Origin of the sequence: Bradyrhizobium sp. STM 3809, assembly GCF_000239795.1 — a bacterium.
In the GTDB taxonomy this organism is placed as follows: Bacteria; Pseudomonadota; Alphaproteobacteria; order Rhizobiales; family Xanthobacteraceae; genus Bradyrhizobium.
The window spans coordinates 17,022-29,968 of sequence record NZ_CAFJ01000278.1 but is presented as its reverse complement, the minus strand read 5'-3'; the positions used below and the strand labels follow the sequence as shown (position 1 = coordinate 29,968).

Here is a 12,947-nt window from a genome sequence, read left to right as displayed (position 1 = left end):
TTTCGGCTGTTGAGCCGCGCGCCGCACCTGCGGCTTGGACTTGGGCTTGGCGGTCCGCTTGGGCGCATCGACATCGACCGTCGGCAACTCGGCGGGAGCCCGGTCCGGCTGCGCCTGCGCCTGCTGCGCCAACGCCGCCATCATCACCACCACACTCGCCCCACGCCACCGCATCGTCACGCCCCTCGATCTCGCTACAGGGCATGCGTCGTCATCTGCCGCGCGCCTTCGTTGGCACGCGGTATGCTCGCTCGGATCGCCCCACTGTCGGAGTGTTAGAAAACGCTAAGGTCACACCGGTATGATGTCAACGTGAAAACATCATACGCCCTGACGGCTGACATCTGCAGGCGCGGGGAAGCTGTGGCGGAGATAGCGCCTACTACTGCCCTCGCGATGAGGTAAGGAAAGGGGTGGACAGTTGCCGGGTACAAAGCCGGGTGTTTTGCTCGTTTTTCGCTAGAAAAAGCTAATAGGATCAATCTGATGATCAACGGGGTGGGACGGTCACTCTCTCCGCCAGCCAATTTGCTGCTCCGTGAACCGTGGGCATGAGGACCCCCGAAATCCCGCGGTTCTGCCGACGTTTTTGTGCCGGAGAATTAGACCGGCCGGGTCAGGGCAACCCCAAACAAGGCCCGGAGAGCGGATTTTTCTCCGAACCTTTATACCGTGCGCACGCCGTATAGGGCTCAGATCGACCGCGGTTCAAGGGTCTAGGGCCAAGTCGTTTCGAATCCCTCACGCTCAGCCAAGGTCGTGTCCCCGGGCAAGGTGTAACTCGGTAGAGCAAAGCCACCCGCTACGGCGCTATGGGGGAGCACGCGGGCGGACGGCTTTGCTCTACCGAGTTACACCACGCCCGGGGACACGACCTGACATCGTAGGCTTCGGTCGGCACCGCTTATTCGCGCACAAAATACGAAATCTGATGGTAGATGCAAAAACAAAATGACACAACTTGAATTGTACAACATGAACCGTCACCCCCTACCCGTCAATATCAATCAGTCGTCAAGTTTTTAGTGCCTTCCTCATATCCGAATCGTCTTCAGTCTAGTCACAGAGCCTGACCTTCAGAGTTGGTCGGATTTAAGCACTTAAGGATGTCCCATTGTCGGAGGTCGGCAGGTTCCATTGCGCGTGGCAGCTCAGTCGATTCTTTCTCTGATTGAGTTAGATCAATTCTACACGTCAATCCTGGGATATCGGAAAGTATGGCCTCTCGATTGTGGGCGTTTGTCATGCAAGACAGGCTCCGAGCGCTTCTTGATGTAAACCAGCGGCGCACTGAAGCTGGCAATCTCTTTCTTCGCGCCGAGGCGGCGAAGCTCAGCGGCGACTATCAATCAGCCAGCGTCACCTATCGGCGTTACATTGATATCGCCAAAGCCGTCCTCTCTGACGAAGTTGTGTTTAATACGCATTACCCCACGACGCCGCTCGGACTAGCAGAGACAGTGCAGCCAATCATCAATGCATTGTTAGTAAGCGCAGACATCGAATACGCTCTCGGCCGGCCAGCGCGGGCAGGCGCGCTGCGGGAGGAAGCGGCAAGCCTGTCCTTTCGTTATCTTGGGCGCAAGGGAGAGGTTGAGGCAAAGCGGGCTTCAGCAGGTGCGTTGCTGATCGAAGGTCGTTTTAATGAAGCGTATGTTGCGCTGGTCGAAGCCCGCGATGATTCGATAGCCAATGATGATCCGCTTGCCGTGGCGCGCGTCGCGCTTGATCTTGCAGACATGCTGCATTGGCTTGGCGACGTTCGGCGCGCGGATGAGGAGGTTGATCACGCACGCGCGGTGATTGAGCCAATTGTGGGCAAGCAGCCCGTAACGCGGTTTGACCTCATTAAGGCGATTGGCAGCTCAATCACGAGCATTATGTCTGGGAAAGGAGACCCTGGCACGGCGACCAAGGCCGTCAAGCTCTATCGGGCCTATACTGAAATAATCTACTATCGCGGACTGATTCTGAAAGCGCTTAGACAATGGGCAGAGGCGGCGGCGTGTTTCGAGAAAGTCAAGCCTGAGTACCGTTCGCTGGGAAGCGGCGAGGCCATCGAATATCAACTCGTACAGATCGATCTCGGCCAAGGCCGTTATCAAGAGGCGTTGCAACGCGCCAACGCAATAGAATCAGCGTTTGAAAAAGGAGCGTTCCGCCCGAAACGTCCGGTTCTGTTGAGGACGATGGCGGAGTGCCATCTTGGTCTTGGCCATCTGGACGAATGCTTTCGGCTGCTGTCGGATGCAATCAAAGATCTGCAGGACCCGCATCTCGACCCCGATGCGCGGTGGCGGGTTTATGGCGTCCTGGCGCGAGCGGCCGCGCGAGCGGGCGACGACGAAGGCATGCTTCGCGGCTACCGTGACGCAATCGCAACCATCGATAGTTTGCGCCGCGCGCCTCTCGGCTACCGGCTCGACAGCACATACCTGGAAGACAAGCAGGAACTATACGCGGCCGCGATTGAAGGAGCGGCGCGGACGGATCATGCAGCCGACTGCTGTGCATTCATCGAAAGCATCAAGTCGAGAACACTGCGCGTCGTTCTGAGCATGCCGCCCGGAACGACGAGTGAAGAAAGCCCGGGTGCCGCACGCTTTCACGCGGTGTCACGGGAGCTGGACGGCATCGACTACAAGAGATGGAGAGGCGACGATGTACGGAGCCTGCGGCAGAAGGCTAAGGATCTGCGGGCGGAGCGGGTCCAACTTCTTGAGGAAGTGCGGGTCAGCGATCCGCGGTGGCGACGGTTGACAGTCCCCATCACGCTCGACCAGCAAGCGGTGCTTCGGCAGCTGTCGCAGCGGCGCCAGGCGGCATTGACTTTGTTCTATGATCCTCCCGCTTTAGTCTGTGCAGCCTTGTGGGAAGGAAAGCTAAGGTGCGCGCGACTGCAAATCGCGAGCAAGGTCATGGACTGCTTGGCGACGTATCAAGCGAATCTGCTGAAGGCCAGGCCGGATGTTGAGCTGCACGACTTCTCAAGCCGGCTGGCGGTCACCGCCTCGGACTTGATCCCAGCCGAACTTCTAGACGTCGTGACGAGAGCAGAATCCCTCGTCATTGTGCCGCATGGTGTCTTGCACCTTTTGCCATGGGCCTGCCTGCTGCATCAGGGACATCGGCTGTTCGAGTATCTGCCGGTGTCCGTGCTTCCAAGTCTTGGTTTGCTGATGCAACGTGCATCGCTTTCGCGACCCGCGACTGTCGGACTGCTGGGCGTGGCTGTTTATCCGGATTTGCCGCGACTGGCGCCGCTGCCAAGCGCCGTTGACGAACTGGCCGCCATCCGGGACGCCTATCACACCGCAGGGATACCCGTCCGAATGTCGCCGGCTGGACATCAAGATACTACGTCAGACTATCGGGATCGCTGCCGAGGTCTTTCGGGTCAGGGCCATGTGCTGCACGTGTCCTGCCACGGGACGATGGATACAGCAGAACCCATGCGATCGGGGCTGTGGCTGGCCGACGGCAAGCTCGATGCTGTCGCGATCGCGGAAACTCCGACGCCATTCGAAGAAGTCGTGTTGAGCGCGTGCTACACGGGCTGGCGCCCTACAGAAGTCGATGACATTCAACTGAATGGCGATGATATCCTCGGAATTCCGGCTGCCTTCCTGGAGTCAGGCGCCTCGTCGGTTCTTTTGAGCGTCACCCAGGCGCAGGGCCAAGCCGCGCAGGCATTAACAGCGCACTATCACCGCCGGCGCGCCGCCGGGGATTTGCCGCTTCGGGCCGCGCGGGCGGCACAGCTGCACATGCTGTCAACCGCGATCGCGCCCGGCGCATGGACAGGATTTACGCTGTACGGGTGCCAATAGCTTCGTTAGCGAGCAAGGAGACGATATGAACGACGTCGTCGTACTAATTCCCGGGATCATGGGCAGCGCTATCGAGAAGAATGGCGTGCCGATCTGGGATGCCAGCCTTGCCGCCGGAGGGCGGCTGTTGTGGACGTTGGGCAAGAGCCTCGACGCCCTGGCGCTGAGCAGCGATTCCGACACCGGCGCGGACGCGAAGGCGACGCGGCTGATGCCGGACGTGCACATGATTCCGTTCTTCTGGAAAATCGATGGCTACTCGGCATTGTCGAAATACATTCAATCAACGCTGAACTTGACCATGGGAGAAGATTACTTCGAATTTGCTTATGACTGGCGGCTCGACAACCGGATCTCAGCGCGGCGTCTGCAGCAGGCGGCCAGCGGCTGGCTCGAGCAGAGGAGAAAACAATATCCTGACGCGCGGCTCGTGGTCGTCGGCCATTCCATGGGCGGGCTCGTGGCCCGGTACTTTATCGAGGTTCTGGGCGGATGGCGCGACACACGAAGGCTCATCACGCTCGGTACGCCGCACCGGGGTTCAGTGAAGGCGTTGGATGCGCTTTGCAACGGCCTGCAGAAGCATATCGGGTCGGTCACGTTGTTGAATCTATCGTCGCTGATCGAGACCTTTCCGTCGGCGTACCAGTTGCTGCCCATTTATCCGTGCGTCGGTAAGACGGCCGACCGCCTTGAGCCGCTCGAACAGATCACCCAAAAGATGATCGGTCGGCTTGACTTGGATCGCGCTCGGCACGGCGTTGAGTTCCACCGGGAGATCGAGCGGGCGGTCAAAAAGAATCAAGAAGATGCAGCCTACGGCTATCGGATACTACCCGTGGTGGGGACAGAGCAGCCGACGCTGCTGAGCGCAGTCCTGACAGATCAGGGCGTGCAGTCGCTTCGTACCTACAAGGGAAAGACGATGTTGGGCGGCGATGGCACGGTGCCGCGTGTCTCGGCGACACCGATCGAGCTCAGCAATCGCGGATTGGAAATGTTTGCGGCCTGTCCCCATGCCAGCTTACAGAATTTTGATCCGGTACGGACGCAGATGAAAAGCGTTGTCAATGACATAGACATCTCCCAGATGAAGGCAGTCGCAGCGGCGGAGGTTTCGCTCGATCTTCCGGACGCGATTGGAGTGACCGAGGCGTTGATCGCGCGAGCCCGCTGTCCTGGCAGCTTGGACCCGATCAGGGCCAACATCCGCAGTCTAGATACAAATCTGGTGAGAGAAGCGGAGTTCGCTGACGAGAGCGATGGAAGCGGCTGGGAAATCTTGCGCGTCCCCAATCTTGATGCCGGCACCTACCGCATCCGAGTCGACGCTGGACCTGGTTCGGAGCCGATCGAGGACCTTTTCGCAGTCGTTGAGTGAGAGAATGGGGTGGCGGTGGAGCATTGCTCTTGGGGCATTACCGAGGAGAGGCGTGATGTTCGAACATCTGCGCGAAGCCTGGCACAAGGCGACTCATCCGTTCGAAGGCTTCATGGAAAGCCTCTGGAATATTTGGAAGGTAAATGTCGGCATGGCGGTCCTGCTGGCAAGGCAGTCCTGGCAGGACATACCGCAAAGTATTGTGCAGCAGGGCTTGGCGCTAGACGCGCAGGTCCGGGCGAACGCACAGATTAACCAAGCGGTTGGCTTGGGACTGGGGCAGTTAGGCATTCCGACGAGCCCTGGTCTCGGCTTTGCAATGAACCCGGACCAAGCACTATTCATCATGACGATGGCACGTGTCGGCGCCAATCGAGGTGATCCACCTCCAACAGTCGGCATGGAGCAGTTTGCCGAAGGCGTTTTGAGAGGTCAAATCGATCCGGTTCAGGCACTGATCGCCTGCGCCCCCGAGTTTATGCGCCCACAGTTTCATTATACCATCCAAGCGCTCCAGATGACCGGGATGTCACAATACTTGCAGATTATCCGGATCGCAGGTCTGATCCAGGCAGCAGCGTCGATACCACGTGAGAGGATCCCATCGTTCCTGCCAGGATCGACAGCGGCAGCTGGCCAAACCAGTACACCTCCACCGCTGCCCCGTTCGGCAACGACATGATGTAGTGCCTGGCGCCGGTGAGGCCTGAAGCTTTGCGGCCATCTGATGCTCGTGCGACCAGCCTTGCTAGTTGCGGCGCACGGGGGGCCGGTTGATTTGGCCAAAGCCTACATGGTCTCGCGCGTCACCGGGAGACTTTGCTGGCGGACGAATGCGCAGAGCTAGTCTGCAGCAAGGGCGCGAATCTCAAGTCTGCTGGCTAAGAAGGTATCTTGGAAGGCCGGAGACGATGTTGCGAACCATGCCGGAGAAACCTGAGAAGGGTGCGGTGGAGCGATCTTTATCCAGTTCTCTCCCATCCCGAGGGAACCTGAGCCGGGCCGGTGGAGCGAGTTTGTTTCCAGTTTCTCTCCCTCCGCCAGCCCCGCGTCGACAGCTGTTCGCCTCGCTCCGGCAGGCCGCGTCAGCGGGTCGGTCAGCTGCGTGATGGCGCCTGAGCTCGGCGCGAAAGACCCCGCCGCCTTTTTGCATCCGACCGTCTGGGTCGATGGCAGCCGAGGCCTGTGAGCCAGCGTCGCAAGCGCGATCGCCTTGTGCTTCAGGCTGGCGGGCGGCTGGGTCTTGATGGCGGAAAAGGCGTCAGCTTCGTCGACAGCATCACCATGCGTGGATCGGCGGTCGGAGGAACCGCCCTCAGTTCGAGCCTGCCTCGGCAAAGATGGTCTCGAGGTGCGCCAGCAGGCCGGCGCGCTCGCTCAATGGGCCGCGTGCGCCGACATAGGTATCGGGTCGCAGGAGGTAGAACATCGGCGTCGTGACGCCGTAGCGCTCATGCGCAAGATGCAGCGTATCGAGCAAGATATGGTCGGATCCACCTGCGCTCTCGGGCGCAATCTTGTCGGCGACGATCACATAGGGCGTCATCAGCTTGCCGAAGCGGCCGGTCACATCGGCAGACAATGCGAACGCATCGTCGAGGGCCATGTCGTCGCGGCCGCCGAAGATCAACAGTGTCCAGCTCGGCGAGCGGGTCAGACGGTTGATCGTGACCGTGCTCTTGTCCGAGGCCCGGACCATCGTGGCATCGAGAACGCGCTCGCCGGGTCTGGGTCCCGTCGCGCCACCGAGATCGAGATTGAGCGGCGATGAGGGGTAGAAGATCTTCAGCTCCTCGAGCGTATTGCGCATGAAGTCCTGGACCCGCTCGTTGCGGATCAGGAAGGGACCGAACAGGCGGGCGGCGTGCTGCCGCGCCTCACTCGGGTGCAGGATCCCCGTGTAGGCGAGATTCGTGCCCTTGATCAGGCTTTCCGCCACGGGGTGGCGCTCGGCGTGATAACTCTCAAGCACGGACGGCTTCAGTTCGCCCTTTGCGACACCAGCCAGTTTCCAACCGAGATTGAACGCATCCTGGATGCCCGTATTCATGCCCTGGCCGCCGATCGGCACATGCACATGTCCGGCATCGCCGGCGATGAAGGCCCGGCCCTGGCTGAAATGGTTGGCATAGCGGTGCGATGTCCGATAGCGGGCGAGCCAGATCGGATCAGACAGCTCGCAGGCGAAGCCCGACAGCTCGGCCAAATGGTGGCGGATGTCCTCGAGCGTCGGCTCTTCCGTCGTGGACTCGACCGCACCGAGCTGGCCCGCGGCTTCCTTCGCCCCAGCCGCGTCGGGAGTGTCGGGCAGCGATATGAAGATCCGGACGACGTCGTTTGGAAACTCGATCACCATCATGTAACCGACAGCGGTCAGGAACAGATAGGATCTGCCTTTCGGCAACGCCCACCTGATGCGGCAGTCGGCCTGGATGAACTGCTCGCCGGTGTAACGGTCGCCCTCGAACGTGAGGTTGAGCGATCGACGCACGAGGCTGTTGGACCCTTCGCAGCCGCAGATGTAACGGGAGCGAACGATGTCTTCTCGTGTGCTGTGCGTGACGGGATCCGTCACTTTCAATGTCGTGGTCACGCCATCTGGCGTCATCTCGAACGACATCGCCTCGGTGTTCCACTGCACGTCGACGCCGCCTGCGGTCAAGAGGTCGAGAAGCGCGTGCTGGGTCTTGTTTTGCCCGATGATGAGCGGATGCTTGTAGTCGCTGTCGATGTCGTCGAGATCCCAGGAGCCGATGTGCTTGCCATAGGCGTGCACGACCACTTCGGTCAGCGGTTGCGCCTCGCTGACGAGCCGGGACGCGACGCCGACCTTGTCCAGCACCTCCTGCGTGCGCACATGCAGGATCATCGCTTTCGAAACTTCTCGGATGGACGGTGCCCTGTCGACGATGCGGGGCTTGATTCCGTGGCGGACCAGTTCGTTGGCGAGCGTTGTCCCGACAGGTCCAGCGCCCAGCACCAGAACATCAGTGTCGAAGTCCATGCTCTCGGCTCCTCTCGGCAGCGATCCCGGTCTCGGTCCTGTCGTCACGTCCCCCGGGGCCTGGCTGAGCGACGTCTGGCCGAGCGCGACCGTCCGCCCGCCATCGACGAAGCCCGCAAGCCATTATGAACACGAAGGAATTCGGCTTCTCTTCGCGACGAGACCAATGGTAGGCTGTCGCCCGTTCTGATACAATACGGCAAAACTGAACTTATTGACCCGAATGCGCGAACAATGATTCAGCTCACCGACGTGCGCGTTTTTCTGGAAGTCGTGAGCGCCGGAAGCTTCACGACGGCGGCCCGGACTTTGAAGATTCCGAAGTCGAGCGTGGCGCGCCAGATCGCGCGCCTCGAGGACGATATTGGCGTCATGCTGCTGGCGAGAACCACACGAACGCTCGAATTGACCGACCAGGGCCGAACCTTCCTGCCATATGCGAGGCGGTTGCTCGACGATGGCATCGAGGCGAGCAACGTCATCCGCAGTCATCGGGAAGGGGCAAGCGGGTTGCTCACCGTGACAGCGTCGAGCACGTTCGGCCGCATGTTCCTCGCGCCGCACCTGTCCACGTTTCGCAAGCAGCATCCGAATATCCGCGTGGATCTGAAACTGACGGCGACGAAACTGGTGATTGGTGTGAGCCAGGCGGATATCGCGATCCGGCTGGGCCCGATCGTCGATCCCAATCTCGGTGTGCAGAGCTTCGGCAGGATGGAATTCTGCCTCGTCGCGGCGCCGGCCTACATGAAAGGCCGCCCCTCCGTGACGAAGCCGTTGGACCTCGCCGGACATGAGCTGATCGAGCTGCGGCCGCCGGCCAGCGACAATCAGCTCGAACTCCACAAGGACGGCAAACTGCAATGCGTCCGCTGCGTGCCGGCCATGGTCATCGACGATCCCGACACGGCAAAGGTCGTTTGCCTGATGGCCGGCGGGATCGCGACCGTGCCGACATTTCTGGTGGCCAATGAAATCCGTGATGCAACCCTGGTGAGGATACTGCCGGACTGGTCGCTGGCTCCCGCCCCGATCAGCGTGGTCTATGCAAAGCAGATCGCTCCAAGCCTCCGCGTCCGCGCCTATCTCGAGTTTCTCGCGTCGACGATCGGAAAAACACGACCATGGGAAGTCGAGTTGAAGCCGCCGAAAGTCAAACGAAGCTCGAGCTGACCCACGGCGACGCGGCGCTCCGGCTGCCAGTGAAAGCGCGATGGGGCGCGTCTGGCAAGGGAGTTCGCCGGCAGCTCGGCCGCGTTCGTTCGCCTCATCGCGCTTGCATCGGCCGACGGGATGCGGGCGACAAAAGCTGGCACGGGGCCTGATCAGAATTGAAGGACGCGAGCCTCCCAGGGAACCTTCATTCCTGCGCGCATCCTCGCCACCGGCCGTCGTTACGCCTGGTCATGCCGCCGGCTACAACTTTCCGTATTGTTAAGGTCAAATCCGTATTGTCCCGGAGGTAACCTGGGAGATCGATGATGGCTGGGGCCTGCACGGGCTGCGCTGACGGAACCGAATTGCCGTTTGCGTTCAAGATGGCGTTTCAGCCGATCGTCGATGTCGGCGCGCACCGGATCTGGGGTTACGAGGCGCTGGTGCGCGGGCCCAACGGCGAGGGCGCGCACAGCGTGCTGTCGCAGCTGACCGAGGCGCAGCTCTACCGCTTCGACCAGTCGGCGCGGGTGCTGGCGATCGAGACCGCCGGTCGCCTGTTCACCGACGCCAGCGCGCGACTCTCGATCAATTTCATGCCCAACGCGGTCTACGAGCCGCGCGCCTGCATCCAGAAGTCGCTCGCCGCGGCGAAGCGCGCCAGCTTCCCGCCGCAAAACCTGATGTTCGAGTTCACCGAGAACGAACGCATGGCGAGCCCCGACCATGTCGAGCGCATCGTCAAGAGCTACAAGGAGCTCGGCTTCTGGACCGCGCTCGACGATTTCGGCGCCGGCTATGCCGGCCTCAACCTCCTGGCGCGACTGCAGCCGAACCTGATCAAGATCGACATGGAGCTGCTGCGCGACATCCACCGCGATTACGCCAAGCAGGTGATCGTGTCGGGCGTCGCCGCGATGGCGCGCCAGCTCGACATCGCCGTGCTGGCGGAGGGCGTCGAGAACGAGGCCGAGTTCGCCGTGCTGCGCTCCGCCGGCATCAATCTGTTCCAGGGTTACTATTTTGCGAAGCCCGCCCTGATGGCGCTGCCCGAGGTGACCTGGCTCGCCGAGCCCGCGCGCGATCTGGCGGCCGGTTGATCGCAGCCGACCTCACACATCCTTCGCGCTGTCGCCGGCCGTCACCTCATACTCCGCGCCGGTCACCATCGCCGCCGCGTCGGAGGCGAGGAACACTGCCGCCGGCGAAATATCGTCGGGCTGCAGCCAGCCGACCTTGAGCGCCACGGTCGGCGCGCGGGCGTCCCAGGCCTGCTGCGGCGTCGGGCTGGCCGGCGCCTCGCGGCCGGTCTCGCGGATCGCCTCGCTCAGCCTGGTGTCGTAGCGCGTCAGCGCGGTGTCGACGAGGCCGGGGATCAGCGCGTTGACCGTGATGTTGTGCTGACCGAGCTCCAGCGCGGCTGATTTCATCAGCCCGAGAATGCCCCATTTCGACGCCGAGTAGCTCGACGCGTCCCGCGTGCCGTGCTTGCCCTGCATCGACGACAGCACGATGATGCGGCCGCTCTTGCGCGCCACCATCTTCGGCGCGAAGGCGCGGATGGTGTTGGCGGTGCCGTTGAGATTGTTGTCGATCACGTCGCGCCAGTCGCTGTCCTCCATCTCCAGCAGCGGTTTCCAGCGCTGGATCGCGGCGTCCGCGACGACGATGTCGATCCTGCCGTAGGTCTGCTCGACGTGATCGGCCGCGGCGCGCAGCGCGGCGATGTCGCGGATGTCGGCGCGGATGCTCTCGCCGCGCCGGCCATGGGTCATGATCTGGCGCACCGTCTCGGCGAGGTCCTCGGGCGTGGCGGGGGCCGCGTTCGACGCGGTCGAGACCGGCCCGGCGATATCCAGCGCGACGACGTCGGCGCCGTTCGCCGCCATCTCCACCGCGATCGACCGCCCGATGCCGCGCGCCGCGCCGGTGACGACGGCAACCTTGCCGGTGAGGGACGAGCCGCGCCCGGGCCGGATCGGCCCGGCGCTCTTCTCCGGCGGCGGCTCCGGCACGGGCTGGCCATGCAACTCGCGCGGACCGGTGTCAGAGCGGCCGTCCTGGCTGCCGGCTGCGCCGATCTGGGCAGCGGCCTGATTGAGAACGGCGAAGGCCGTCGCGGCCGCCGTGCCCTTGAGCAGGCCGCGGCGGAAGATGTTGTAGGCGGGCATCGGGCGGCTCCTGGAGGGGTAGCCACCAACCTGCCGTAGCCACGGCTGTTCCAGCGCCGCGGAAAGTTCCCTTTGGCCCTGTCGAGCAGGCGTAATTAAAGGAAAAGGCCCTATCCTTTAATTAGAAGACGCCCTAATTAAAGGTTCGGGAGAACATGAGTGGAACACCATGAGCCGTTTGGGGCAGTTTCTAGAGACAATCGCCGGAGGCGAACGTGTCCGCGCATTCCTGCCTCCTCCGCTGCCGCCGACGCCGCAGTTGGATCTGGGTGCGTTGTTCGCACTCTACGATGCGGCCCGCGGCGCCCTGGGCCGCCTCGATGGCGTTACCACAATCCTGCCGTCGACGCCGCTCTTCTTGTACATGTACGTTCGGAAGGAGGCGTTGCTGTCGTCGCAGATCGAAGGCACACAGTCGTCACTTTCAGACTTGCTGCTGTTCGAGAGCGATGAAATTCCGCATGTGCCGCTCGATGATGTTGCCGAAGTGTCGAATTACGTCGCGGCCGTCGAGCATGGCACGAAGAGGCTGCGAAGCGGATTTCCATTGTCGCTCCGTCTGATCCGCGAGATGCATGAGGTCCTGCTCAAGGCTGGCCGAGGCGCGAGCAAACAACCAGGGGAGTTTAGGCGCACGCAAAACTGGATTGGAGGAACGAGGCCCGGCAATGCGTTGTTCGTACCTCCGCCCCCCGAAAGGCTCAATGAATGCCTGGACGCTTTCGAAAAGTTTCTACATCTTGATGATCCGCTACTGCCGCCCCTGATCAAGGCTGGGTTGGCCCATGTGCAATTCGAAACCATTCATCCGTTCCTCGACGGCAACGGTCGTCTTGGCCGGCTGCTAATCACGCTGATGCTCTGCGACGCAGGCGTGCTCCGCGAGCCCATTCTATACCTCAGTCTTTATTTCAAGACGCATCGCGCAAGATATTATGGGCTGCTTCAGGACGTCCGGGAACATGGTGCTTGGGAAGCGTGGATGGAGTATTTTCTCGCGGGCGTGCGCGACACCGCCGAGCAGGCCGTCGAGACCGCGCGTGAGTTGATGCTTCTGTTCGATAGCGACCGGGCTGTGATTCAATCTCTGGGACGCGGCACAGCGTCGGCGTTTCGCGTTCACGACCTGATGCAGCGTAGGCCGTTGATTACGATCCAGGCGGCATCGAAGGAGCTCAAACTGTCTGTTCCGACCGTAGGCAAGGCTCTCGACCGCCTGGCCGAGCTCGGCGTCGTAAGAGAGACGACCGGACGACAGCGTCGCCGCGTCTTCGCCTACCGCAGATATCTCGACGTCCTCGATCGCGGCACAGAGCCGTTGACGCGTTAAGCCCACACGGAAAGCGGCTCGGCCGGCAATCGCCACGCTCCCAGCACCCCCATCCGCAGTGGGGCGCAATTCCGAA

8 protein-coding genes are annotated in these 12,947 nt (G+C 61.7%); 6 read left to right on the top strand and 2 right to left on the bottom strand.

Annotated elements, in window-relative coordinates; all coding sequences use genetic code 11:
• Positions 1–1,244: 1,244 nt before the first annotated feature.
• From BRAS3809_RS15785 to BRAS3809_RS15775, 3 genes are read left to right on the top strand one after another with little or no spacing between them, the layout of a single operon-like run.
• Positions 1,245–3,830 carry a CHAT domain-containing protein gene (locus tag BRAS3809_RS15785; protein WP_170323295.1) on the top strand — a complete coding sequence of 862 codons (2,586 nt, stop codon included), beginning with the start codon at positions 1,245–1,247 and terminating at the stop codon, positions 3,828–3,830.
• A gap of 25 nt (positions 3,831–3,855) precedes the next feature.
• On the top strand, positions 3,856–5,211 hold the full coding sequence (locus tag BRAS3809_RS15780) for a lipase/acyltransferase domain-containing protein (RefSeq protein WP_008963112.1): 1,356 nt from the start codon (positions 3,856–3,858) through the stop codon (positions 5,209–5,211).
• 55 nt (positions 5,212–5,266) lie between these two features.
• Complete coding sequence (locus BRAS3809_RS15775) at positions 5,267–5,893, top strand: hypothetical protein (RefSeq protein ID WP_035656415.1); 627 nt, start codon at positions 5,267–5,269, stop codon at positions 5,891–5,893.
• 633 nt (positions 5,894–6,526) lie between these two features.
• Here the strand turns inward: BRAS3809_RS15775 and BRAS3809_RS15770 are convergent.
• Positions 6,527–8,215 carry an FAD-dependent monooxygenase gene (locus BRAS3809_RS15770; protein ID WP_008963110.1) on the bottom strand — a complete coding sequence of 563 codons (1,689 nt, stop codon included), beginning with the start codon at positions 8,213–8,215 and terminating at the stop codon, positions 6,527–6,529.
• A 234-nt stretch (positions 8,216–8,449) separates the two neighbouring features.
• On the opposite strand from BRAS3809_RS15770, the gene BRAS3809_RS15765 reads away from it, so the two are divergent.
• Together BRAS3809_RS15765 and BRAS3809_RS15760 are read left to right on the top strand one after the other, a co-directional pair.
• Positions 8,450–9,388 (top strand): LysR family transcriptional regulator, encoded by a 939-nt coding sequence (locus tag BRAS3809_RS15765; protein ID WP_008963109.1) that lies wholly within the window; start codon positions 8,450–8,452, stop codon positions 9,386–9,388.
• 308 nt (positions 9,389–9,696) lie between these two features.
• On the top strand, positions 9,697–10,470 hold the full coding sequence (locus tag BRAS3809_RS15760) for an EAL domain-containing protein (RefSeq protein WP_008963108.1): 774 nt from the start codon (positions 9,697–9,699) through the stop codon (positions 10,468–10,470).
• A 12-nt stretch (positions 10,471–10,482) separates the two neighbouring features.
• Here the strand turns inward: BRAS3809_RS15760 and BRAS3809_RS15755 are convergent, their stop codons facing one another.
• Positions 10,483–11,541 carry an SDR family NAD(P)-dependent oxidoreductase gene (locus tag BRAS3809_RS15755; RefSeq protein ID WP_008963107.1) on the bottom strand — a complete coding sequence of 353 codons (1,059 nt, stop codon included), beginning with the start codon at positions 11,539–11,541 and terminating at the stop codon, positions 10,483–10,485.
• A 169-nt stretch (positions 11,542–11,710) separates the two neighbouring features.
• Here BRAS3809_RS15755 and BRAS3809_RS15750 point away from each other — a divergent pair, with 169 nt between their 5' ends.
• The gene (locus BRAS3809_RS15750; protein WP_008963106.1) at positions 11,711–12,871 is read left to right on the top strand and encodes a Fic family protein; all 1,161 of its coding nucleotides are present in this window, start codon (positions 11,711–11,713) and stop codon (positions 12,869–12,871) included.
• Positions 12,872–12,947 lie beyond the last annotated feature (76 nt).